This is a genomic window from Pinisolibacter sp. DMC19 (genome assembly GCF_056313985.1).
Genome location: NZ_JBQUZF010000004.1, coordinates 82,348 through 105,237, shown reverse-complemented (window position 1 = coordinate 105,237; position 22,890 = coordinate 82,348). Strand labels below are relative to the sequence as shown.

Sequence of the window (22,890 nt, the reverse complement as noted above, 5' to 3'; positions counted from 1 at the left end):
GGAGAGGCACGATGCAGACCCACTTCCTGCCTCACCTGCTCGAAGACCCGGACACCGCGCTCGCCGAGAAGATCCTGCGCAAGTGCGTCCACTGCGGCTTCTGCACGGCGACCTGCCCGACCTTCCTCGAGCTCGGCGACGAACTCGACAGCCCGCGCGGGCGGATCTACCTGATCAAGGACATGCTGGAGCACGATCGGCCCGCCGATCCGCTGACGGTGAAGCATCTCGATCGCTGCCTCACCTGTCTCTCCTGCGTGACGACCTGCCCCTCGGGCGTCGACTACATGCATCTGGTCGACCACGCCCGCGCCCATGTCGAGCGCACCTACCGGCGACCGCTCGCCGATCGCCTCTTCCGCAAGCTGCTCGGCCGGGTCATCCCCAACCCGACGATCTTCCGCCTGGCGCTCGCCGCCGCGGCGCTGGTCCGGCCCTTCGCGCGTTTCCTGCCCCACCCGGTCGCCGCGGTGCTCGGTCTCGCGCCGAAGACGCTCGCCACGCCCTCCTGGGTCGAGCGGCCGCAGGTCATCCCCGCCGCCACGCCGAAGCGGCTGCGCGTCGCGCTGCTGACCGGCTGCGCCCAGGCGGCGCTCGACAGCGCGATCAACGAATCGACCGTGCGGCTGCTCACCCGCCTCGGCGCCGAGATCGTCGTGCCGAAGGGCATGGGCTGCTGCGGCGCGCTCGAGCATCACATGGGCGAGACCGACGCCGCCCATGCCCGCGCGAGCCGCAACATCGACGCCTTCATGGCCGAGGCCGACGGCGACGGGCTCGACGCCATCGTCATCGCCACCTCGGGCTGCGGCACGACGATGAAGGACTACGGCCACATGTTCCGCCTCGACGCAGCCTGGGCCGACAAGGCGGCGAAGGTCGCCTCGCTCGCCAAGGACGTGTCGGAGGTCGTCGCCATGCTCGATCTCGCGAGCGCCGTGGTGAAGGAGGACCGCCCGCGCGTCGCCTATCACTCGGCCTGTTCGATGCAGCACGGCCAGAAGATCACGTCGCTGCCGGCGGAGCTTCTGGCGACGGCCGGCTTCGAGGTCGTCACTCCGCCGGAGAGCCACATCTGCTGCGGCTCGGCCGGCACCTACAACATCCTCCAGCCCGAACTCGCCGGGCGCCTGCGCGACCGCAAGGTCCGCAACATCATGACCGTCGCGCCGGACGTGATTGCGGCCGGCAACATCGGCTGCATGATGCAGATCGGCGCCGGTACCGACATACCGATAGTCCACACCGTGGAGCTTCTCGACTGGGCGACCGGCGGTCCCCGGCCAGAGGCTCTCGGCCCAACGAACTGAGGAGAACTCCCATGTCGCATCTGACCCTCGAGAAGGCGCAGGCCATCGTCGCCCGTTCGCTCGCCGTGGCGCGCGAGCGCAAGTTCAACCCGATGGCCGTGGTGGTCATCGACGGCCGCGCCGCGCTGAAGGCGGCGGGTGCCGAAGACGGCTGCCCGATCGTCCGCTGGAAGATCGCCTTCGGCAAGGCCAACGCCAGCGTCTCCTTCGGCGCCGGCACCCGCAAGATCGAGGCGATCGCCAAGGATCGTCCGCACTTCCTCGCCGGCCTCGAGAGCGTGATCGGCGCCGGCGGCGCGGTCCCGGTCCCCGGCGGCGTGCTGATCCGCGACGACAAGGGCAACATCGTCGGCGCCGCCGGCATGTCGGGCGACACCTCCGACAACGACGAGGCGGCGCTGGTCGTGGCGATCGAGGAAGCCGGCTTCAAGGCCGACGTGGGCTGAGGCTTCCCTTCTCCCCTCGCGGGAGAAGGTGGCGCGGAACGCGCCGGATGATGGGGCGCGCACCATGGTGCGCTCCCCTGTCCAACCCCGGTCGATGCGATCGACGGATCCTCACCGCCTTTTCGCCCATCAGGGGCTTCGCGCTTCGCGCGACACCCCTCATCCGCCCTTCGGGCACCTTCTCCCGCAAGGGGAGAAGGAAGAAGCGCCTCACCCGATCTCCGCCAACCGCGAGAGATCGAACCGGGCGACCTCCTCGAGCAGCTCGACGAAGCCCGCCGCCGCATGGTCGATCGCCGCGCGGCCCTTCTCCGCCGACGAGCGTCTCGGATCACCCACCGCACCGGTCGGATTGAGATCCTGCGCCGCCCAGCCGAAGGCATGCGGCCCGTAGGCCCGGAGATGGCGGAACTCGCGTTCCATCTCCCCCTGCAGCGACGGGAAGTCGGCGAACGCGTCTTTCCGCACCAGATCCGGACGCAGCGCCATCACCATCGAGGTCTCGACGTCGCCGGCATGGATGCCGAGGCGGCGTTCGTCGGCATCGAACAGTCCCTCGGGCCGCCCGAAGCGCGACCACGACGAGGCGACCGCCAGCATGCCGTGGCGCATGCGGAGTTCACGCACGACCAGATCCATGATCGGCACGTTGCCGCCGTGGGCGTTGACGATCACCAGCCGCCGCACCCCCGCCCGCGCCACCGAGGCACCGATCTCCAGCCACACCTTGGCGACGGTCTCCCACGAGAGCGTCAGCGTGCCGGGCGACGCCTCGTGTTCCGCCGACCACGCCACGGCCTGCGTCGGCAGGAAGACGACCGGCAGTGCCTCCGGCAGACGCGTGACGGTCGCGGCGACATGGCCGTCGGCGATGATCGTGTCGGTGCCGAGCGGCATGTGCGGCCCGTGCTGTTCCACCGCCGCGATCGGCAGCACGGCGACCCACGACGCGACTTGCGGGTCGGCGAAATCCGTGGCGACGAGATCGGACCAGAAGCGACGGGGAGCCATCGGGTGTTCCTTCACAGGCATTCGAGGAAGGCGCGCGCCGCCTCCCCGTGTTCGTGGCGAAGCTTCGCGACGTCGACGTCGACCGGCAGGCCGTCGACGACCTTCCACGCCCCCGCCACCATCACCCGGTCGGCGCGATGCGCGCCGCACAGGACGAGCGCGGCCAACGGATCGCCGGCACCGGAGAAGCGCAGCTCGTCGAGCGTGAAGAGCGCGAGATCCGCCTGTTTGCCGACCGCGATCTCGCCGATGTCGTCGCGCCCCAGGCAGCGCGCCGAGCCTTTCGTGGCCCAGCGCAGCGCGTCGAGATGGGAGAGCGTCGCGTCGTAGCGCAGACGGCCGAGCATCAGCGCGTGGCGGACGCCTTCCATCAGGTTGGAATTGTCGTTCGACGCCGAACCGTCGACCCCGAGACCGACCGGCGCGCCGGCGGCTTCCAGCTCCCGCGTGCGGCAGAGGCCGGAGGCGAGCACCGCGTTCGACGTCGGGCAATGGCAGACGCCGACGCCGTGGCGGCCGAGGCGGGCCACTTCTTCGTCGCCGAAATGGATGCCGTGGGCGAGCCAGGTGCGGTCGCTCATCCAGCCGACCTCTTCGAGATAGTCCACCGGCCGGCACTGGAACTTCGACAGACAGAAGGCATCCTCGTCGTGGGTCTCGCCGAGATGGGTGTGGAGGCGGCAGTCGTGCTTCGCCGCGAGATCCGCCGTTGCCTTCATCAGCGAGCGTGTCACCGAGAAGGGCGAGCACGGCGCCAGCGCGATCTGGGTGAACGAGCCTTCGGAACGGTCGTGATACTTCGCGAGCACCCGCTCGCTGTCGAGGAGGATCGTCTCCTCGTCCTGCACCGCGGCCTTCGGCGGCAGACCGCCGTCCTCGACCGAGAGGTTCATCGAGCCGCGCGACACCGTCATGCGAATGCCGAGCGCGCGGCCCTCCTCGACCTCGATGTCGACCGCGTTCTCGAGCCCCTTGGGGAAGATGTAGTGGTGATCGGCCGCCGTGGTGCAGCCCGACATCATGAGTTCGGTGTCGGCGAGCCGCACCGCCAGCCGGAAGGCGTCGGGCGAGAGCCCCCTGGTCCAGATCGGATAGAGCGCCTGGAGCCAGGGGAAGAGCTCCTTGTTGATCGCCTTGGGGTGGGCGCGCGTCAGCGTCTGGTAGACGTGGTGATGGGTGTTGACGAGGCCCGGGATCACCACGTGGCGCGCGGCGTCGAAGATCGTGTCGACCGGCGCCGCCGGCGAAGCCCCGGATGCCACCAGCTCGACGATGCGCCCGCCCTCGACGACGACACCGCCGCCGGCGTTCTCCGCCAGAATGGACAGGGGATTCTTCAACCACGACCGCATGCCGACACCTCGTCTCTTCGCGCCGCATCCTAGACGAGGCACGACGCCCCGTCACCGCGCGACGGTCGACGCAGCCCCCGCGGACCGCTAGTCTCCGGCCGTCCCGCCCGAAGAGGTCCGCACGCCCTTGTCCCTGCCACTCGCCGCCCTCGACCACGTCACCAAGTCCTTCGCCGGCGAGGCGATCGTCGACGACGTCTCGCTCGCGATCGGCGCGGGCGAGATCGTGGCGCTGCTCGGCCCCTCCGGCTGCGGCAAATCGACCGCGCTGCGCCTCGTCGCCGGCCTCGAGATGACCGATGCCGGCCGCGTCGAGGCGCCGCCGAAGGGGTTCGGACTGGTCTTCCAGGACCCGACGCTGATGCCCTGGGCGAGCGCGCTCGACAACGTCGCCCTGCCGTTGCGCTTCGCGAAAGTGCCCCGCACCGAGGCGCGCGAGCGGGCGCGCGCCGCGCTCGCCCGCGTCCATCTCCTCGATGCCGCCGACAAACGGCCGCGCGAGCTTTCCGGAGGCATGCGCATGCGGGTGGCGGTCGCCCGTGCGCTGGTGGTCGAGCCGAAGCTCCTGCTGATGGACGAACCCTTCGCCGCCCTCGACGAGATCACGCGTTTCCGCCTCGCCGACGACCTCGGCGAGCTCGCCGGCGAGACCGGGCTCGGCGTGCTCTTCGTCACCCATTCGGTGTTCGAGGCGGTGTCGATCGCCGACCGCATCCTCGTCATGACGCCGGCACCCGGCCGCGTCGCCGCCGAGATCGCGGTCGTGCCGGATGCCCCGCGCGGCGCGGCGTTTCGCGCCAGCCCCACCTTCGCGGCGACGGCGGCGCGCGTCTCGGCGACACTCGCCGCGGTCGCGACACCGGCGACGGTCGACGTCGCGGCCGCCGGCGGATAAAATTCGATAGCCGTCGTAAAACTGTTGCACGACCATGGCAGGGATCGGACATGAGCTTCAAACATCGCAAGTCCGTCACCCATCGTCTCGCCATGGCCGCCAAGGCGCACCGCGCCCGCTCCGGCACCCATCTGGCGCGGATCGGCCTCCACACGGGGCAGGAGTCGGTGCTCAAGGCACTCGGCGAGGAAGACGGCCGCACCATGAGCAACCTCGCCCAGGTGCTCGGCGTGCAACCGCCGACGGTCACCAAGATGATCTCGCGCATGGCCGCCGCCGGCCTCCTCCAGCGCGTCGCCTCACAGACCGACGGCCGCCTCGCCCGCGTCTTCCTGACCGAAGAGGGCCGCGGCCGCATCGACGAGATCGACCGGATCTGGACCCGCATCGAGCGCGAGGCGCTCGCCGGCTTCGACGACAAGGACAAGAAGAAGCTGCGCAAGCTTCTGCGCGCCATCGAGCGCAACCTGACGCTCCCCCTCGACGGCCTGGCCGAGCCGGCCTCGGTCGAGGAGCCGGACGAAGATCCCGAAGATTGATCCTACCCCGCTACCGCTGACGGACGACGCTTTGCCACGCAGCGCGAATGCGCGGCAAAGCGGCATACGTTTCACTGCGGGGGGTTGTTGCGCGGGATACGACTTTCCGGCAATAACGGACGACCGCGCGCGCGAGGGGCGCGACGCGCTTCGCCCTCTCTCCCCTCTTTCGAGATGACGATGGACACGCCTGGCGCCACGCCGAAACGACGTCTCACTCTGGCGATGATCGCGGAACGGCTCGATCTCTCCACCGCGACGGTTTCGCTCGCCCTGCGCAACTCGACGCTGGTGGCCGAGGAGACCCGCAAGCGCGTGCATGCGCTCGCCGAGGAGCTCGGATACATCTACAACCGCTCGGCCGCGAGCCTCCGGACGGCGCGCACCAACATCGTCGGTCTGGTCGTCCACGACATCCTGAACCCCTATTTCGCCGAGCTGGTCTCGGCGGTGGAGATCGAACTCGGCCGCCGCGGCCAGACGGTCATCCTGTTCAACCACGGCGACGATCCGCTGCGCCAGCGCCAGTTCCTGGAGACGCTGCTGCAGTATCGTGCCGACGGCATGATCCTGTGCCCGGCGGCCGGCTCCAAGCCGCAGGACGTCGCCCGCATCGTCGACGCCGGCCTACCGACCGTGCTGATCGCCCGCGAACTGCCGGATCTGCCGGAAGTCCCGGTCATCCGCGGCGACGACCGCACCGGCATCCGCTTCGCCGTCGAACATCTGATCGGCCTCGGTCACCGCCGCATCGCGCTGGTCGGCGGTCAGCAGGACAGCTCCGCCGCCTCCGAACGCCGCGCCGGCTACGAGGACGCGCTGCGCGCCGCCGGCCTGCCGGTCGACCCGTCGCTGGAGTTCCCGGCCGCGGGCTCCCGCCGCGCCGGCCGCGACATCTGCGGCGACGTGCTGGAGGCGAAGCCCACCGCCATCGTCTGCTTCAACGATCTCCTCGCCCTCGGCATCATGATGGAGCTGAAGCGGCGCGGCATCGACCCTGGTCAGGACATCTCGCTGACCGGCTACGACGACATCGACGAGGCCTCGGTCTGGTCGCCCGGCCTGACCACGGTGTGGAACGGCCAGCAGGAAGTCGGCCGCCTCGCCGCCCAGACGCTGGTCGACATCGTCGCCGGCCGCCGTCCGGAAGAAATGCGCGCGCTGGTCAAGCCGGTGCTGCGCCTGCGCGAGACCACCTGCAAGCCGGCCGCCTGATCGATCACGGCCCGAGACACGAAGACGGCGCGCCCCGCGGGACGCGCCGTTTCTCTTTCTCTGTGCGATGAAAGTGCCCTCAGGCGCCCTTCACCTGCCGCGTGATCTCCGCCACCAGCCCGGCATCGAGACCGAGCCGGCCGGCCAACGCCTCGAGATAGGCCTGCTCCGACGGCTGGTCGGGATCGATGGCGAGCAGCGAGGCGGCGTAGAGATGGGCGGCTTCCTGCGGCGTCGTCGCGAGGCTCGCGACTCGGTCGAGATCGAGCGGCTGGGCGAGTTCGGTCTCGAGGAAGGCCTTGGCCGCCGCCTCGACCGGCCCGACCCGCGAGAGGATCGCGGCGCGCTCGGCGTCGTCGACGTGACCGTCGGCCTTGGCCGCCTGGATCATGGCGATGATCGTCGCCGCCGCCAGCCGTTGCGTCGTCGCCGGATCGGTCGCCATTGCCTCCGGCAGAGGTGCGGGGGCGACCGAAGGGGCGGAAGCGGGCGCGACCGGGGTATCGACCGGCGCCGGCGCGGCGGATCCCGCCTGCGAGGCCTGCCACGCCTTCCAGGCGAGGCCGCCGAGGGCGGCGAGCGTACCGATCTGCACCGCCGAGCCGGCGACCTTGCGCCCCGTCTCGGTGCCGACGAGCAACGCCAGGAGACCACCGGCGGCGGCGCCCGTCGCCATCTGGTTGTTCTGGACGTAGTCCTTGGCCTTGGCGATGTTCTCGGCGCCGATCGTCTGCGTCGCCGTGGTCTCGAGCGACTGCAGGCTCTCGCCGAGGAAGGCCTTGCCGCGGGCCAGCCGATCGGCACCGACCACGCCCTCGACCGCCTTGGTGCCCTGCTCGATGTAGCCTTGCGCGGTGGCGGCGGCCTGCGGCCCGAGCAGTTGCTCCAGAAGCCTGGTGGCGTCGAACATGTCACGTCCTCCGAAGCCGCCGGAAGGCCCTCGGACGATCCGGAGCGCGCGGCGGCCCGACGAATCTGGTGACCGCGAAAGTCCGCCGCAAGATCCCGACGACCCTGCGGAAGGGAGAATTTTCGCGCACTGCCCTCCGGCCCCCGAAGACGAAAAAGGGCGCCCGGAGGCGCCCTCGTCGTCGGTTCGGCCGTGGCCTCACCAGGTCTTCTGCGGGTGCAGCTTGAACAGCCAGGTCTCGGTCAGCGCGGTCTCGCCGGAGCGCAAGTAGGCGCGGATGTCGACCGGATCCGGCCCCTCGGCCTTGATGTCGAACTGCAGCCGCCAGGCGTCGTTCCAGGTCGTGGTCTCGAGGAAGACCGACGAGATCTCGCCGCGCGACGGGGTGATCACCGCCTCCGGCTTCTTGGTCTTGTCGTCGCGCGGGAAGGCCGCGAGCGCCGAACCACCCGTGAACTCGACGACGATGCGCTTGATCTCCGGCGGGTTGGCGCGGGTGTAGGGGAAGCCGCCGCGGCCGATCCGCGTGGCGCTGGCGCGCGCCAGATCCGGACGCTCCGGCTCGTCGGCGTTCCAGTACATGCGATAGCGGAAGTCGAGCTCCTGGCCCGCCTTGATCGGCTGCTTGGGCACCCAGAAACAGCCGATGTTGTCGAAGTCCTCGTGATCGGTCGGGAACTCGACGAGATGGAAGGCGCCCTGCCCCCAGCCGCCGACCGGCTCGATCCACAGCGACGGCCGCCGCTCGTAGTTGAGGTAGCGGTCCATGTAGGCCTTGGGGTCGCGCTGGCGCTGCATCAGGCCGAAACCGCGCGGATTGTCGTCGACGAAGGCCGAGGTCGACGGACCCGGCGGGTTGACCAGCGGCCGCCAGATGCGCTCGCCCGCGCCCGTCCACATCGCCAGACCGTCCGAATCGTGCGCGCCCTCACGCCACTCGAGCTGGTAGCTCTTGTCGTAGTTGGAGAACCAGTACATCGACGTCATCGGCGAGATGCCGAGCTTGCCGATGTCCTTGCGGATGAACAGGCTGCACTCGACGTCGATGATCACGCCCTCGGTGCGGCGGATGGTGAACTTGTAGGCGCCGGTGATCGACGGACCGTCGAGCAGCGCGTAGACGACCAGCGGCTGGGTCTCCGCACTCGCCGGCTGGAGGTAGAACTCGGTGAAGTCCGGGAACTCCTCCGCCTTCGGGCTCGCCGTGTCGATGGCCACGCCGCGCGCCGACAGGCCGTATTCGCCGAGCGAGCCGATGGCGCGGAAATAGGAGGCGCCGAGGAAGGCACACCAGTCCTTCTTCTGCCAGTCCGGCCGCGACTTGGCCTCGCGGATCTGGAAGCCGGCGAAACCGGTGTCCTCCGGCAGCTTCTGCGCCGGGCTGTCGTCCGGCATGTCGAAGTATTCGGGCTCGTAGAGCACCTCGGCCGCCTTGTCGCCCTCGACCGCATGCATCTTGACGGTCTTGGGGAAGTACTTGCCGACCGGGAAGAACGTCACCGGATAGACGCCCTTCTCGTCGGAGAACATGGCGTGGTCGGGCCGGAACTTGATCTTGCCGTGCTGCTCGTAGCCGATCTGGTCGACGATCTCGGGCGCCGGCTTGCGCGGCGGCATGTAGGCCTTGGTCGCGAGCTTGCGCGCCCGTTCGGCGAGTGCCGCGAAGGAGAAGGGCTTGGCCGGGCCGAACTTCAGCTGTGCGGCTTCCGCCGGGCCGGTGGCCCCGAGGAGGCTCGCGACCGACGTGGCGAGGGCGGCGGAGAGAAGATCACGGCGAGAAAGGTCGGCGCTCATCGAGTGTCCCGAAGATGCGAGGGGAGGACCGGAACGAAGCGTGCCGAGGCTCGGCACCGTCTTCATTTAGTCTGCGTCATCAGCCACCGCAATCCGGCGGAATCGCGACGCTGCCCCCTGCGACGATCACTCGCCGGGTTCCTGCTCGCTCGAAGGGCTTCATCCCCGCGGCTTCCACCGCGTCAACGTCAGCGCATTGGTGACCACGGTGACCGAGCTCAGCGCCATCGCCGCACCCGCGAGCGCCGGCGTGAGATGGCCGGTCGCCGCCAGCGGCACGCCGACGACGTTGTAGAAGAAGGCCCAGAACAGGTTCTGGCGGATCTTCGCCCAGGTCGCCCGGGCGATCTCCAGCGCCGCCGGCACGAGGCGCGGATCGGAGCGCATCAGCGTGATGCCGGCCGTCTCCATCGCCACGTCGGCGCCCGAGCCCATGGCGATACCGACGTCCGCGGCGGCGAGTGCCGGCGCGTCGTTGATGCCGTCGCCGACCATCGCCACCACCATCTGCGACCGGCGCAGCAGTTCCACCGCCTCGACCTTTCCGGCCGGCAGCACCTGCGCCCGGACGATGTCGATGCCGACCGCCTGTGCCACGGCCTGGGCCGGGGCACGCGCGTCGCCGGTGACGAGCTGGGTCGAGATGCGATCGGCGGCGAGCCGTTCGATCGCCGGCTTGGCGGTCTCGCGCAGCGGGTCGGCGAGCGCGACGAGGCCGAGCGCCTCCTGGTCGCGCGCCACCACCACCACGGTCTTGGCCTCGAGCGACAGCCGCCGCGCCTCGATCTCGAAGAGGCGGAGATCGACGTCGAGCTCGCTCATCAGTCGGGCATTGCCGATCGCCACACGCCGACCGTCGACCGTCGCCGTGACGCCGCGGCCGACCTCGGCGCGGAAGTCGGTCGCCAGCGGCAGGGAGAGACCGCGCACCTCCGCCGCCGTGACGAAGGCCTTGGCGAGCGGATGTTCGCTCGTCGCCTGCACCGCCGCGGCGAGCCGCAGCATCTCGTCGCCCGAGCCACCGAGGACGAAGACGTCGGTGACCGCGGGACGGCCTTCGGTCAGCGTACCGGTCTTGTCGAAGACGACGCAGTCGACGGCATGCGCCCGCTCCAGCGCCTCGATGTCGCGGATCAGGATGCCGGCCCGCGCCGCAGCGCCCGTGCCGGCGACCAGCGCCGTCGGCGTGGCGAGCCCGAGCGCACAGGGGCAGGCGATGACCAGCACGGCGACGGCCGGCACCAGCGCCGCTTCGAAGTCGGCGCCGATCAGCCACCACGCCGCGAAGGTCGCGAGCGCGATGGCGACGATCGCCGGCACGAAGACGGCGGCGATACGGTCGACCAGCCGCTGCACCGGCGCCTTGGCGATCTGCGCCTGTTCGACCAGATGGGCGATACGGGCGACGGTCGTGTCCTCACCCGCCGCCGTGACGGCGACGGTGAGCGCGCCGGCACCGTTGATCGTGCCGGCGACGACCTTGTCGCCGATCTGTTTGGCGACCGGCATGCTCTCGCCGGTGACGAGGCTCTCGTCGAGTTCCGACGCACCTTCCGCGACCATACCGTCGGCGGCGACCCGTTCGCCCGGCTTCACCAGGATGCGGTCGCCGCGTCGCAGGAGATCGGCGGAGACGGTCTCCTGCGAGCCGTCGGCGGCGATCCGGACGGCGAGGTCGGGACGCAGCTGCATCAGCTTGGCGACCGCCGCGCTCGCCGAGCGCTTGGCCCGCGCCTCGAGCAGCTTGCCGAGCAGGATGAGGGTGAGGACGGTGGCCGAACCCTCGAAATAGAGATGCGGCCCGGCGTGCTCGCCGTGTTCGATCATCGCCCAGACCGAGAAGCCCCAGGCGGCCGTGGTGCCGAGCGCCACCAGCACGTCCATGTTGGCGGCGAACCCACGCAGCGACTTCCACGCCCCGACGTAGAAGCGGCGGCCGGCGACGAACTGCACCGGCGTGGCGAGCGCCAGCTGCATCCACGGCGCCAGCCAATGGGCGTGCACGCCCCAGGCCATCGGCACCATGGCGACGAGGAAGGGCGCGGTCAGCACGGCGGCGAAGACGAAGAGACGGAAGGAGCGCTTCTCCTCCTCGGCGCGCGCCGCTTCCGCCGCGGCGAGGGCGGCGCGGCGGGCGGCGATGGCGGTGTCGCGCGGCCGGGCGCCGAAGCCGGCGCGTTCGATCGCCTCGACGATCGTGTCGGCGGCAACGCCCGGCGCCACGACCTCGGCCGTCTCCAGCGCCAGATTGACGGTCGCCCGTTCGACGCCCGGCGTACGGCCCAGCACCTTCTCGATGCGGGCGGAGCAGGCGGCGCAGGTCATGCCGGTGACGTCGAGCACGATCGGCTCGGCAGTCGGAACGTCGGCGAGGGCGCTTCTGGCGGCGACTTGGTTCATGGCCGCCGACTTTGCCCCTTTCGCGTCGCCGGGTCGAGAGGGCACGTTCCGCTTCGTCGTTCGGCGTCGTCACATCCGTGTCAGCGCGGATGACCGTTGATCTCCTCCCGCGCCGACGCCTAAGGTCGCAGGGTGAACGAGGAAACGTCGTCGTCGTCGACGTGACGGACAGGAGAGCCACCGGATGGCCGGAACACGCGAGGAACGCCCCATCGGACCGATCGTCGAGGGATGGAGCGAAAGGGCCCGCCCGGTGCGCGCCACCATCGTCGGAACCTGGGGGCGGCTCGAGCCGCTGAGCGCCGCCAGACACGGCGCCGACCTGTGGGCCGCGGTGAAGGGCCACGATTCGGTCTGGACCTACATGTCCTACGGACCCTTCCCGGACGAGGCCGCCTTCCTCGCCTGGCTCTCGGGCCGCGAGGAACTGACCGATCCGCTGGCCTATGCCGTCGTCGACGCCGCCTCCGGCAAGGCGCTCGGCGTACTGACGCTGATGGAGATTCGCCCCGCCAACGGCGTGATCGAGATCGGCCACATCTTCTTCTCGCCGGTGTTGCAGAAGACCCGTGCGGCGACGGAAGCGATCTATCTCGCCATGCGCCACGCCTTCGACGACCTCGGCTATCGCCGCTTCGAGTGGAAGTGCGACGCGCTGAACGCCCCGTCGCGCACCGCCGCGATCCGCTTCGGCTTCACCTTCGAGGGCATCTTCCGCCGTCACATGGTGATCAAGAACCGCAACCGCGACACCGCCTGGTACTCGATCGTCGACGCCGAATGGCCGATGGTGAAGGCCGGCTTCGCGGCTTGGCTGAAGCCCGAGAACTTCGACGGCGAGGGCCACCAGAAGGCGCCGCTCGCCAATCTCCGCCCGAAGGCGGCGCACGCCCACTGAGGCGAGGCGATCCGAGAAATCGAAGGCCGGGCGATTGCCCGGCCTTTTCGTTTCACTTCTCCCGCGCCGCGGCCCTCGCCCGGATCGCCTCGCCGAAGGCGGCGAAGAGCTTGGCCGAGGGGGCGTCCGAACGCACCCAGTATTCGGGATGCCACTGGACACCGACCGCGAAGGCCTTCGCGTCGCGCACGCTCACCGCCTCGATCGTGCCGTCCGGCGCCGTCGCCTCGATCTGCAACCGATCGGAGAGCCGCGCCAGCCCCTGGCGGTGCAGCGAGTTCACCTCGACCGTGTCGGACCCGAGAATGCGGCCGATGCAACCTTCGGCCACCACGTGGACCGGGTGGCGGATGGCGAAACGATCGTCCCAGTCGGCGACGTCGGGGGCACGATGGTCCATCCGGCCCTCGAAGGTCTGGATCTCGGTGTGGAGCGAGCCGCCGAGCGCGACGTTCAGCTCCTGATAGCCGCGGCAGATGGCGAAGAGCGGCACGCCCTTCTCCAGCGCCCGGCGGATCAGCGGCAGGCTGGTGGCGTCGCGCGCCGGGTCGTAGGGCTCGTGCGCCGTCGTCGGCTCCTCGCCGTAGAGGCTCGGATGGACGTTGGACCGCGACCCCGTCAGCACCACGCCGTCCATCCGGTCGAGCACCGCGTCGAGATCGATCGCGGAACCGAGCGCCGGCAGCAGCACCGGCACCGCGCCCGCCCCGGCGAGCGTGCCCTCGATGTAGGGCGCCGGCGTCATGTGCCAGGAAAGACCGTCGATGATCCGGTGGTCACAGGTGAGCAGGACGAGCGGCGTCGCGGACATGGCTTCTCCCGAAATGGCTGCGTCGAGAGCCGATCCCGCCGCGGCAGGGTGCCGCCGGTCGGAGCCCGCCTCTCGAGCGGTCGTTCGGCAGATATGCCACGCCATGCAGGAAACGACCAGATCGCATCCCTTCGTCGCATGGCTCCCTTGCCGGGAATGCTCGACCCGGACGACTCACCTGTCTATGAAGGGCGCCGGGAGAGCCGCGCCCAGCCTCGGGGAGCACCATGATCAGACTAGCCGCCGCGATCGAAACGCTGAACGGCCGCATCGGCCGCTTCGTCGCCTGGGGCATCCTCGCCCTGGTGCTGCTGCAGTTCGCCGTCGTGATCCAGCGTTACGTCTTTGGCATCGGCTTCGTGTGGATGCAGGAAGCGATCACCTACGTCTACGCCTCGGTCTTCATGGCCGCCGCCGGCTTCACCCTGATGCGCGACGGCCATGTCCGTGTCGACATCTACTATCGCGAGGCCTCCGCCCGCGCCCGCGCCGCCGTCGACCTCCTCGGCACGCTGCTGCTGCTGTGGCCGGTGACCGGGCTGCTCGCGGCCGTCTCCTGGTCCTACGTGTCGCGGTCCTTCCAGATCCTCGAGGGTTCGCGCGAGAGCGGCGGCCTGCCGTTCCTCTATCTGCTCAAGGCCGAGATCCTGCTCTTCGCCGCGCTGCTCGCGTTGCAGGGCCTCGCCCGTGCGATCCGTGCGGTCGCCACGCTGCGCGGTGACCGCGAAGGGGAGATCGCCCGATGATGTCGCTTTCCGAATGGCTCGACGTCGGCATGTTCGTCGTCGCCTGCGTCGTCCTGCTCGCCGGCTATCCCGTCGCCTTCACCCTCTCCGGCACCGCCATCGCCTTCGCGGCGCTCGGCTGGGCGCTCGGCCTGTTCGACCCGACCTATCTCTCCGCCCTGCCGCAGCGCATCTTCGGCATCATGACCAACCCGGTCCTGGTGTCGGTGCCGCTCTTCGTCTTCATGGGCGTGATGCTGGAGCGCTCGAAGGTCGCCGAACTGCTGCTCGAGACCATGGGGCGCCTGTTCGGCCGCTTCCCCGGCGGTCTCGGCATCTCGGTGACGCTGGTCGGCGCGCTGCTCGCCGCCTCGACCGGCATCGTCGGCGCCACCGTGGTGACCATGGGCCTGCTGTCGCTGCCGACCATGCTGCGCTGGGGCTACGATCCCAAGCTCGCCGCCGGCTCGATCGCCGCCGCCGGCACGCTCGGCCAGATCATCCCGCCGTCGCTGGTGCTGGTGGTGCTCGGCGACGTGCTCGCCAACGCCTATCAGACCGCCCAGACCTCGATGGGCAACTTCGCCCCGGATTCGGTCTCGGTCTCCGACCTCTTCGCCGGCGCGCTGATCCCTGGACTGGTGCTCTCGGGCCTCTACATCGTCTACCAGATCGTCACCGCGATCGTGAATCCGAAGAGCTCGCCGCCGGCCCCCGAAGGTCTCGGCCGCGTCACCCTGGCCGAGGTCGCCGGTGCGCTGGTGCCGCCCGTGGCGCTGGTGCTCTGCGTGCTCGGCTCGATCCTGTTCGGCATCGCCACCCCGACCGAAGCCGCCGCCGTCGGCGCCATGGGTACGCTGCTGCTCGGCGCCCAGCGCCGCGCGCCGCGCCACACCCGCTTCTTCGTGGCGACCTGGATCGCTCTCGGCCTGCTCCTCGTGCTCGCCTCGACCGTCGACATGCGCCTCGGCCGTTCCGACACGACGACGCTCCAGACCGTCGCCATCGCCGTCGCCGTGGTGCTGTCGATGGTGCTCGCCGCTGGTTCGACGCTCGCCGTCGTCGTCAACTGGCGCGAGGACGTGCTGACCCCGGTGGTGCGCACCACCACCGAGATCACGACCATGGTCTTCACCATCGTCGTCGGCGCCACCTTCTTCAGCCTGGTCTTCCGCGGCCTCGGCGGCGAGGCGATGGTGGCGCGCCACCTCGAGGCGCTGCCCGGCGGTTCGGCCCAGGCGATCATCGTCGTCATGGTGGCGATGTTCCTGCTCGGCTTCTTCGTCGACTATCTGGAGATCGCCTACATCGTCGTGCCGATCGCCGCGCCGATCCTGCTCAAGATGCCGATGCCCGACGGGACGCCGATGAGCCCCGTGTGGCTCGGTGTGCTGATGAGCGTCAACCTGCAGACCTCGTTCATGCACCCGCCCTTCGGCGCGGCGCTGTTCTTCCTGCGCGGCGTCGCCCCGCCGGAGGTCAAGACCTCGCACATCTATCTCGGCGCCATCCCCTTCGTCGGCATCCAGATCGTCATGCTCTGGGTCCTGTGGCAGTGGCCGGCGATGGCGACCTGGCTGCCGAAGGTCCTCTACGGCGCCAACTGAAGAAGCGCGTCGCCTCCCGCGGCGGCGCGATCCCCCTCGCCCGACCGGATCGCGGTCGATCGCCATTGCCGCCATGCCCTTTGCGAGCATCGCGGCGAACGCGCGTTCGCTTCCGCGCCACAAAACACCGACAGCGCCGGAGACGATCGCCGCGGGGTCCCCGATCGGACCACCGCCGGCCTTCCGGATCGCCGGCCGACGGATCGCCCTCGCGCGATTCGCCCGGCGCCGTCCGACCCGTCCGCACGGAGGCCCGCGACCATCGTCGGCGACGGCGGAATTCCACGCCCGCCGGCCGCCGCCGCGATCTCGTCCCACCGACCACCCGGCTTGCGCCGCAGCATTTCCGCCTTCCCGCGACGCCGCCTTCGAAACCGCCTGCGACGACCTCCCGAATGCCGTCCGCCATCTCGCACCGCATCATTCGGCATGCATTCCGCATGCGTCGATGAAGAGCGATCTCTCGCCTTCCACGACTATGGGACGACTTGCATCCGAGGCAATTTTCGGATTTGATCCGATTTAATCGAACGATCGAGCGCCGCCGGTGACGGATGAGAATGGCTCGACGACGAGGGGAGAAGACGCTCATGGCGACGGCGGGAGAGACCCGTTCCGGCGAACGGGACACGTTTCCCAAGATCATGCTCTGGAATGCCGCGCATCGCCGTGACCGTCCGGCGATGCGCGAGAAGGATTTCGGCATCTGGCAGACCTGGACCTGGGGCGACGTCGCCGACGAGGTCCGCGACTTCGCGCTCGGCCTGCGTACGCTGGGCTTCACCGCCGGCGACAAGGTCGCCATCGTCGGTGCCAACCGTCCCCGCCTCTATTGGACCTTCGCCGCCGTGCAGTCGCTCGGTGGCGTGCCGGTGCCGGTCTACAAGGACAGCGTCGCCGACGAGATGGCCTATGTGCTGGAACACGCCGAGGTCGCCTTCGCCGTCACCGAGGATCAGGAACAGACCGACAAGGTCCTCTCCGTCTCCGACCGCCTGCCGGCGCTGCGCCACGTGATCTACGACGACCCGCGGGGCTTGCGCGACTACGAGCGCGGCCGACTGCACGCCTTCGAGGACGTCTCGGCCGCCGGCCGGGCGGCACTCTCAAAGGAGCCCGCGCTTCTCGCCGGTTGGCACGAGGGCATCGCGCTCGGCCGCGGCAGCGATCTCGCGGTGATGCTCTACACCTCCGGCACCACCGGCAAGCCGAAGGGGGTGATGCTCTCCTTCGACAACGTGCTGATCTCGGCGAAGAACGGCATCGCCTTCGACAAGTTGGACGAGACCGAGGAGGTCGTCGCCTATCTGCCGATTGCCTGGGTCGGCGACCACATCTTCTCCTACGCCCAGTCGCTGATCGCCGGCTTCTGCGTCTCCTGCCCCGAGAGCCCCGAGACGATCGACGACGACCGCCGCGAGATCGGTCCGACCTACGTCTTCGCCCCGCCGCGCGTCTACGAGTCGATGCTCACCCGCACCCATGTCCGCATGCAGGATGCCGGCAAGCTCAAGCAGAAGATGTTCGAGCATTTCCTCGCCGTCGCCGATCGGGTCGGCGAGGCGATCCTCGACGGCAAGCCGGTCACGCTGAAGGATCGGCTGACCTACGCGCTCGGCGAGTTCCTGGTCTACGGCCCGCTGAAGAACCGCTACGGCTTCTCGCGCACCCGTGTCGCCTATACCGCCGGCGAGGCGATCGGCCCGGAGATCTTCCGCTATTTCCGTTCGCTCGGCATCAACCTGAAGCAGCTCTACGGCCAGACCGAAGCCGCCGTCTACGTGACGATGCAGCCCGACGCCGAGATCCGCACCGACACCGTCGGCGTGCCCGCCCCCGACGTCGAGATCAGGATCTCCGACACCGGCGAGGTGCTCTACAAGAGCCCCGGCGTCTTCGTCGGTTACTACAAGAACGACGCCGCCACCGCCGAGACCAAGACGCCCGACGGCTGGGTCCGCTCCGGCGACGCCGGCTTCGTCGACGGAACCGGCCACCTCAAGATCATCGACCGCGCCAAGGACGTCGGCCGCCTCGCCGACGGAACGCTGTTCGCGCCGAAATACATCGAGAACAAGCTCAAGTTCTTCGCCGACATCAAGGAGGCGGTGGCCTTCGGGCAGGGACGCGACTGCGTCGGCGTCTTCGTCAACATCGACCTCGGCTCGGTCGGCGCCTGGGCGGAGAGGAACGACGTCACCTACGCCAGCTACCAGGAACTCGCCGGCCACCCGCGCGTCTACGAGCGCATCCGCGCCTGCGTCGACCGCGTCAATCGCGACCTCGCGGCCGAGCCGATGATGGCCGGCGCCCAGATCCGCCGCTTCCTGATCCTGCACAAGGAACTCGACGCCGACGACGGCGAGTTGACCCGCACCCAGAAGGTCCGCCGCTCCTTCATCGCCGATCGCTACGCGCCCCTCGTCGAGGCGTTGTGGGACGGCACCGAGCGCAAGCACGTCGTCACCGAGATCGCCTTCGAAGACGGCCGCAAGGGCACGATCACCGGCGACGTCGCGATCGAGACCATGCCGATCTACCCGACCGCCGCCAAGGAGGCCGCAGAATGACGGCGCTCACCCCCATCGAGAAGGGTCGCCAGATCCTCGCCGTGGAAAACATCTCGCTCTCCTTCGGCGGCGTGAAGGCCTTGACCGACGTCTCCTTCGACATCGTCGCCGGCGAGATCCGCGCCATCATCGGCCCGAACGGCGCCGGCAAGACGTCGATGCTGAACGTCATCAACGGCTTCTACCACCCGCAGATCGGCCGCGTGGTCCATCGCGGCGAGGCCCGCACGGGGCGCAAGCCGCACGAGGCGGCGCGCCGCGGCATCGGCCGCACCTTCCAGAACGTCGCGCTCTTCAAGGGCCTGTCGACGCTCGACAACATCATGGCCGGCCGCACGCTGAAGATGACGCGCGGCTTCTTCTGGCAGTGCCTGCGCTTCGGCCCGGCGCTGAACGAGGAGATCGACCACCGCCGCAAGGTCGAGGAGATCATCGACTTCCTGGAGATCCAGCACATCCGCAAGACGCCGGTCGGCAAGCTGCCCTACGGCCTCAAGAAGCGGGTCGAGCTCGGCCGCGCGCTGGCGCAGGAGCCGGAGCTGCTGCTGCTCGACGAGCCGATGGCCGGCATGAACCTCGAGGAGAAGGAGGACATGAGCCGCTTCATCCTCGACATCCGCGAGACCTTCGGCACCACGATCGCGTTGATCGAGCACGACATGGGCGTCGTCATGGATCTCTCCGACCGCGTCGTGGTGCTCGAATACGGCCGCAAGATCGCCGACGGCACCCCCGACGCGGTGCAGAGCGATCCGACCGTCATCGACGCCTATCTCGGCCGCCCGCACTGAGGAGAACGCATCCATGGATCTCCTCGCCTCGATCTTCGTCGACCCCTTCCTGAGGATGGCGACCAACCCGACCTTCCTGACCCAGGTCGTCTGGGAAGGCTTCGTCTCGGGCATCCTCTATGCCCTCGTCGCTCTCGGCTTCGTGCTGATCTACAAGGCCTCGGGTGTCTTCAACTTCGCCCAAGGCATCATGGTGGTCTTCGCCGCCCTGACGCTGGTCGGCCTCGCCGAGAAGGGCATGCCGGCCTGGATCGCGCTGGCCTTCACCGTCGCGGTGATGCTGGTGCTGGCGATCGGCATCGAGAAGCTGGTGCTGCGCCCGCTGGTCAACCAGCCCGACATCATCCTCCTGATGGCGACGATCGGCCTGACGCGCTTCCTCGTCGGCCTCGGCGAGATGGTCTTCGGCGGCGAGCCCAAGGTGATGATCACCGAGGCGCTCGGCATCCCGACCGACGTGCTGCGCATCCCCCTCTTCGGGCGCAATCTGATCATGAAGGAGATCGACATCACCGCCGCCGTCGTGGCGATGCTGATGGTCGGCTTCCTCGCGGTGTTCTTCGCCAAGACCAAGATCGGCCGCGCCCTCAGGGCAGTGGCCGACGACCATCAGGCGGCGCTCTCGGTCGGCATCAGCCTCGAGCGCATCTGGGTGATCGTGTGGTTCGCCGCCGGCATCGTCGCGCTCGTCACCGGCATCATGTGGGGCGCGCGCTCCCAGGTGTCGTTCGACCTCGAGATCATCGCGCTGAAGGCCCTCCCGGTCCTGATCCTCGGCGGCTTCACCTCGGTGCCCGGCGCCATCGTCGGCGGCCTGATGATCGGCATCGGCGAGAAGGTCGGCGAGATCTACTGGGGCCGTCTCTTCGGCGGCGGCATCGAGAGCTGGCTCGCCTATCTCATCGCCCTCGCCTTCCTGCTGTTCCGGCCGCAGGGCCTGTTCGGCGAGAAGATCATCGAACGCGTCTGACGGAGACATCGGCTCATGCTCTATCGTGAGGTCGGACAGTTCAAATCCACCTATGCGGCCGACATGGCGGTCTTTCCGATCCGCCAGGATCGGATCGGCATCCTCGTCATGCTGGCCTTCGCCGTCGTGGTGATCCCGCTCGTCTCCAACGACTTCGTGCTGACGTCGATCATGATCCCCGGCCTCGTCTTCACGCTGGCGGCGATCGGCCTCAACGTGTTGACCGGCTATGCGGGACAGATCTCGCTCGGCACCGGCGCCTTCATGGGGGTCGGCGCCTATGCCGCCTACAAGCTCGCCAACGCCTTTCCGGACGTGAACATCATCGTCTGGATCCTCGCTTCGGGCGTCTTCTCGGCCGGCATCGGCGTGGTCTTCGGCCTGCCGTCCCTGCGCATCAAGGGGCTCTATCTGGCGGTGACCACGCTCGCCGCGCAGTTCTTCCTCGAATGGTGCTTCGTGCGGATGGGCTGGCTCACCGACTATTCGTCGTCGGGCGCCATCGAGGCGGTGCGCCGCACCCTCTTCGGCCTACCGGTGACCGGGCCCGAGGCAGAACCGCTCACCCGCTACTTCGTGGTGCTGGGGCTGGTGGTGTTCCTCACCGTCGTCACCTCCAACCTCGTTCACGGCCGTATCGGCCGGACCTGGACGATGGTGCGCGACATGGACATCGCCGCCGAGCTGATGGGCGTGCGCCTGCTGCCGGCCAAGCTGATGGCCTTCGCGGTGTCGTCCTATCTGGCGGGCGTCGCCGGCGCGATGATGGTGTTCTTCTGGCTGGGCGCCGCCGAGCCCTCGTCCTTCGGCATCTCGCTGTCGTTCCAGGTGCTGTTCATGGTGATCATCGGCGGGCTCGGCTCGCTGCTGGGGGCTTGGCTCGGCGCCGCCTTCATCTGGGCGCTGCCCGTGGTGCTGAAGTTCGCACCCGGTCTCTTCGGCCTCGAGATCCCGTCCGCCACCATCGAGCATCTCAACTCGATGATCGTCGGCGCGCTCATCATCTTCTTCCTCATCGTGGAGCCCCACGGCCTCGCCAGGCTCTGGGCGGTGACCAAGCAGAAGCTCCGGGTCTGGCCCTTCCCCTGGTGAGGGGCGCCCGGACCGTCCCCCGCCACGGCCGAGCGGGAGACGGGAACGATCAGGCCTCGAGGGCGATCCCGGCGAGAGATCGGGACGGCCTCACAGTGGAGGAAACGACGATGTTCGGACGTCTTGGACTTGCCTTCTCGGTGGCCTCGGTGCTCGCCGCCGTGCTGCCTCCCGTCCAGGCGCACGCCGAGGACACCCTCTACGTGCCGCTGCTCACCTATCGCACCGGCCCCTATGCCGGCTCCGGCATCGGCATCGCCGACGGCATGCACGACTACCTCGAGATGCTGAACCAGCGCGACGGCGGCATCGGCGGCATCAAGATCGCCATCGAGGAATGCGAGACCGGCTACAACTCGCAGAAGGGCGTCGAGTGCTACGAGGCGACCAAGGGCAAGAGCCCGCTGGTCTACAATCCGTGGTCGACCGGCATCACCCTGCAGCTGATCCCCAAGGCCGGCGTCGACAAGATCCCCGTCCTGTCGATGGCCTACGGCCTGTCGGCCGCCGCCGACGGCAAGGTCTTCCCCTGGGTCTTCAACCCGCCGGCCACCTACTGGGACGGCGCTTCGGTGGCGATCAAGTACATCGCCGAGAAGTCCGGCGGCATGGCCAAGCTCAAGGGCAAGAAGGTCGGCTACATCTATCTCGACGCCCCCTACGGCAAGGAGCCGATCCCGCTGCTCGAGACGCTCGCCAAGGAGAACGGCTTCGAGCTGATGAAGTACCCGGTCCCCGGCGACAAGATGCAGGATCAGGCCTCGCAGTGGCTGAACGTGCAGTCGGACGCCCCCGACTGGATGATCATCTGGGGCTGGGGCGCCATGAACCCGACCGCCGTCAAGGAGGCCACCAAGATCGGCTTCCCGATGGACAAGTTCATCGGTGTCTGGTTCGCCGGCGGCGACGACGACGCCAAGGCCGGCGGCGCGGGCGCCAAGGGCTTCCTGACGCTGAACTTCAACGGCACCGGCGCCAACTTCCCCGCCATCGCCGACATCAAGAAGCACGTCTTCGCCAAGGGTCTGTCGCAGGTGAAGGGCGAGGACCGTATCGGCGAGAACAACTACAACCACGGCGTCTACAACTCGATGCTGATCGCCGAAGCGATCCGCACCGCGCAGAAGATCGCCGGCAAGAAGAAGGTCGACGCGGCCGATGTCCGCGCCGGGCTCGAGGCACTGAACATCGATGCCGCGCGCATCAAGGAGATGGGCCTCGAGGGCTTCATGGCGCCCGTGAAGATCACCTGTGACGACCACTCGGGCGAGAACCCGGTCTTCGTCCAGCAGTGGGACGGCGCCAAGTGGGTGAAGGTCTCCGACTGGATCGAGCCGATGAAGGACAAGATCCGTCCGACGCTCGTCGCCGACGCCAAGGCCTATGCCGAGAAGAACGCGCCCTGGCCGGCCCGCACCGAGGCCTGCGGCGGTCGTTGAGGCTCGTCGCCGACAACCGCGCGGCGGCCCCTCGCCGCCGCGCGTCCGGAGCTCGATCAGGCCTTCGCGGTCGATCCGAGCAGTCGCCGTGGGCGGGGCCGTCTGACCCGCGAAC

Annotated in this window: 19 protein-coding genes; 13 read left to right on the top strand and 6 right to left on the bottom strand. The window is 69.0% G+C overall.

Translation table 11 applies throughout. The features are described from left to right. Positions 1–11 precede the first annotated feature (11 nt). Both glcF and ACT53U_RS11645 read left to right on the top strand, forming a co-directional pair. Complete coding sequence (gene glcF, locus ACT53U_RS11650) at positions 12–1,310, top strand: glycolate oxidase subunit GlcF (protein WP_476155255.1); 1,299 nt, start codon at positions 12–14, stop codon at positions 1,308–1,310. 11 nt (positions 1,311–1,321) lie between these two features. Continuing rightward, positions 1,322–1,756: a GlcG/HbpS family heme-binding protein gene (locus ACT53U_RS11645; protein ID WP_476155253.1), complete on the top strand. Its 435-nt coding sequence runs from the start codon at positions 1,322–1,324 to the stop codon at positions 1,754–1,756. A 210-nt stretch (positions 1,757–1,966) separates the two neighbouring features. Here ACT53U_RS11645 and ACT53U_RS11640 read toward each other — a convergent pair whose 3' ends face one another. Together ACT53U_RS11640 and ACT53U_RS11635 are read right to left on the bottom strand one after the other, a co-directional pair. Next, a complete protein-coding gene (locus ACT53U_RS11640) occupies positions 1,967–2,767 on the bottom strand; it encodes a creatininase family protein (protein WP_476155252.1) in 801 nt (266 codons plus the stop codon). Between the two features lie 11 nt (positions 2,768–2,778). Continuing rightward, positions 2,779–4,119 (bottom strand): 8-oxoguanine deaminase, encoded by a 1,341-nt coding sequence (locus ACT53U_RS11635; protein ID WP_476155250.1) that lies wholly within the window; start codon positions 4,117–4,119, stop codon positions 2,779–2,781. A gap of 127 nt (positions 4,120–4,246) precedes the next feature. Between ACT53U_RS11635 and ACT53U_RS11630 the strand changes: the two genes are divergently transcribed. The 3 genes from ACT53U_RS11630 (at position 4,247) to ACT53U_RS11620 (ending at position 6,768) form a co-directional block, all read left to right on the top strand. Next, positions 4,247–5,014, top strand: a complete 768-nt coding sequence (locus tag ACT53U_RS11630) for an ABC transporter ATP-binding protein (protein WP_476155248.1) — start codon at positions 4,247–4,249, stop codon at positions 5,012–5,014. A 50-nt stretch (positions 5,015–5,064) separates the two neighbouring features. Further along, entirely contained in the window at positions 5,065–5,553 is a 489-nt protein-coding gene (locus ACT53U_RS11625; RefSeq protein WP_476155246.1) for a MarR family winged helix-turn-helix transcriptional regulator, read from the top strand. 180 nt (positions 5,554–5,733) lie between these two features. Beyond that, positions 5,734–6,768: a LacI family DNA-binding transcriptional regulator gene (locus ACT53U_RS11620; protein WP_476155244.1), complete on the top strand. Its 1,035-nt coding sequence runs from the start codon at positions 5,734–5,736 to the stop codon at positions 6,766–6,768. 79 nt (positions 6,769–6,847) lie between these two features. Here the strand turns inward: ACT53U_RS11620 and ACT53U_RS11615 are convergent, their stop codons facing one another. From ACT53U_RS11615 to ACT53U_RS11605, 3 genes are all read right to left on the bottom strand, one after another. Next, positions 6,848–7,678 (bottom strand): tellurite resistance TerB family protein, encoded by an 831-nt coding sequence (locus ACT53U_RS11615; protein ID WP_476155242.1) that lies wholly within the window; start codon positions 7,676–7,678, stop codon positions 6,848–6,850. A 198-nt stretch (positions 7,679–7,876) separates the two neighbouring features. Further along, positions 7,877–9,472, bottom strand: coding sequence for an OpgD/OpgG family glucan biosynthesis protein (locus ACT53U_RS11610; RefSeq protein ID WP_476155240.1), 1,596 nt, complete (start codon positions 9,470–9,472; stop codon positions 7,877–7,879). Positions 9,473–9,631: 159 nt separating this feature from the next. Then, the gene (locus ACT53U_RS11605) at positions 9,632–11,872 is read right to left on the bottom strand and encodes a heavy metal translocating P-type ATPase (protein WP_476155238.1); all 2,241 of its coding nucleotides are present in this window, start codon (positions 11,870–11,872) and stop codon (positions 9,632–9,634) included. A 184-nt stretch (positions 11,873–12,056) separates the two neighbouring features. On the opposite strand from ACT53U_RS11605, the gene ACT53U_RS11600 reads away from it, so the two are divergent. After that, positions 12,057–12,770, top strand: coding sequence for a GNAT family N-acetyltransferase (locus ACT53U_RS11600; RefSeq protein ID WP_476155236.1), 714 nt, complete (start codon positions 12,057–12,059; stop codon positions 12,768–12,770). Between the two features lie 52 nt (positions 12,771–12,822). Here ACT53U_RS11600 and ACT53U_RS11595 read toward each other — a convergent pair whose 3' ends face one another. Beyond that, positions 12,823–13,581 carry a gamma-glutamyl-gamma-aminobutyrate hydrolase family protein gene (locus ACT53U_RS11595; RefSeq protein WP_476155235.1) on the bottom strand — a complete coding sequence of 253 codons (759 nt, stop codon included), beginning with the start codon at positions 13,579–13,581 and terminating at the stop codon, positions 12,823–12,825. A 227-nt stretch (positions 13,582–13,808) separates the two neighbouring features. On the opposite strand from ACT53U_RS11595, the gene ACT53U_RS11590 reads away from it, so the two are divergent. The 7 genes from ACT53U_RS11590 to ACT53U_RS11560 all read left to right on the top strand — a co-directional run bounded on the left by ACT53U_RS11590 (position 13,809) and on the right by ACT53U_RS11560 (position 22,775). Beyond that, positions 13,809–14,327 (top strand): TRAP transporter small permease subunit, encoded by a 519-nt coding sequence (locus tag ACT53U_RS11590; RefSeq protein ID WP_476155233.1) that lies wholly within the window; start codon positions 13,809–13,811, stop codon positions 14,325–14,327. After that, positions 14,324–15,913 carry a TRAP transporter large permease gene (locus ACT53U_RS11585; RefSeq protein ID WP_476155231.1) on the top strand — a complete coding sequence of 530 codons (1,590 nt, stop codon included), beginning with the start codon at positions 14,324–14,326 and terminating at the stop codon, positions 15,911–15,913. Before ACT53U_RS11590 ends, ACT53U_RS11585 begins: the two co-directional genes overlap by 4 nt. Before the next feature lie 590 nt (positions 15,914–16,503). Next, positions 16,504–18,483 (top strand): AMP-binding protein, encoded by a 1,980-nt coding sequence (locus ACT53U_RS11580; RefSeq protein ID WP_476155229.1) that lies wholly within the window; start codon positions 16,504–16,506, stop codon positions 18,481–18,483. Next, entirely contained in the window at positions 18,480–19,274 is a 795-nt protein-coding gene (locus ACT53U_RS11575; RefSeq protein ID WP_476155227.1) for an ABC transporter ATP-binding protein, read from the top strand. The genes ACT53U_RS11580 and ACT53U_RS11575 overlap by 4 nt, the downstream gene beginning before the upstream one ends. Before the next feature lie 13 nt (positions 19,275–19,287). Next, entirely contained in the window at positions 19,288–20,244 is a 957-nt protein-coding gene (locus tag ACT53U_RS11570; RefSeq protein ID WP_476155225.1) for a branched-chain amino acid ABC transporter permease, read from the top strand. Between the two features lie 15 nt (positions 20,245–20,259). After that, the gene (locus ACT53U_RS11565) at positions 20,260–21,336 is read left to right on the top strand and encodes a branched-chain amino acid ABC transporter permease (protein ID WP_476155223.1); all 1,077 of its coding nucleotides are present in this window, start codon (positions 20,260–20,262) and stop codon (positions 21,334–21,336) included. A 110-nt stretch (positions 21,337–21,446) separates the two neighbouring features. Beyond that, the gene (locus ACT53U_RS11560) at positions 21,447–22,775 is read left to right on the top strand and encodes an ABC transporter substrate-binding protein (RefSeq protein WP_476155221.1); all 1,329 of its coding nucleotides are present in this window, start codon (positions 21,447–21,449) and stop codon (positions 22,773–22,775) included. Positions 22,776–22,890 lie beyond the last annotated feature (115 nt).

Bases quoted from the DNA above. Each gene is read 5' to 3' on its own strand.
- ACT53U_RS11575 (WP_476155227.1), top strand. From the start codon at position 18,480: ATGACGGCGCTCACCCCCATCGAGAAGGGTCGCCAGATCCTCGCCGTG.
- ACT53U_RS11595 (WP_476155235.1), bottom strand. From the start codon at position 13,581: ATGTCCGCGACGCCGCTCGTCCTGCTCACCTGTGACCACCGGATCATC.
- ACT53U_RS11605 (WP_476155238.1), bottom strand. From the start codon at position 11,872: ATGAACCAAGTCGCCGCCAGAAGCGCCCTCGCCGACGTTCCGACTGCC.
- ACT53U_RS11635 (WP_476155250.1), bottom strand. From the start codon at position 4,119: ATGCGGTCGTGGTTGAAGAATCCCCTGTCCATTCTGGCGGAGAACGCC.
- ACT53U_RS11570 (WP_476155225.1), top strand. From the start codon at position 19,288: ATGGATCTCCTCGCCTCGATCTTCGTCGACCCCTTCCTGAGGATGGCG.
- ACT53U_RS11585 (WP_476155231.1), top strand. From the start codon at position 14,324: ATGATGTCGCTTTCCGAATGGCTCGACGTCGGCATGTTCGTCGTCGCC.
- ACT53U_RS11610 (WP_476155240.1), bottom strand. From the start codon at position 9,472: ATGAGCGCCGACCTTTCTCGCCGTGATCTTCTCTCCGCCGCCCTCGCC.
- ACT53U_RS11590 (WP_476155233.1), top strand. From the start codon at position 13,809: ATGATCAGACTAGCCGCCGCGATCGAAACGCTGAACGGCCGCATCGGC.
- ACT53U_RS11600 (WP_476155236.1), top strand. From the start codon at position 12,057: ATGGCCGGAACACGCGAGGAACGCCCCATCGGACCGATCGTCGAGGGA.
- ACT53U_RS11640 (WP_476155252.1), bottom strand. From the start codon at position 2,767: ATGGCTCCCCGTCGCTTCTGGTCCGATCTCGTCGCCACGGATTTCGCC.
- ACT53U_RS11645 (WP_476155253.1), top strand. From the start codon at position 1,322: ATGTCGCATCTGACCCTCGAGAAGGCGCAGGCCATCGTCGCCCGTTCG.
- ACT53U_RS11615 (WP_476155242.1), bottom strand. From the start codon at position 7,678: ATGTTCGACGCCACCAGGCTTCTGGAGCAACTGCTCGGGCCGCAGGCC.
- ACT53U_RS11560 (WP_476155221.1), top strand. From the start codon at position 21,447: ATGTTCGGACGTCTTGGACTTGCCTTCTCGGTGGCCTCGGTGCTCGCC.
- ACT53U_RS11565 (WP_476155223.1), top strand. From the start codon at position 20,260: ATGCTCTATCGTGAGGTCGGACAGTTCAAATCCACCTATGCGGCCGAC.
- ACT53U_RS11580 (WP_476155229.1), top strand. From the start codon at position 16,504: ATGGCGACGGCGGGAGAGACCCGTTCCGGCGAACGGGACACGTTTCCC.
- ACT53U_RS11620 (WP_476155244.1), top strand. From the start codon at position 5,734: ATGGACACGCCTGGCGCCACGCCGAAACGACGTCTCACTCTGGCGATG.
- glcF (WP_476155255.1), top strand. From the start codon at position 12: ATGCAGACCCACTTCCTGCCTCACCTGCTCGAAGACCCGGACACCGCG.
- ACT53U_RS11625 (WP_476155246.1), top strand. From the start codon at position 5,065: ATGAGCTTCAAACATCGCAAGTCCGTCACCCATCGTCTCGCCATGGCC.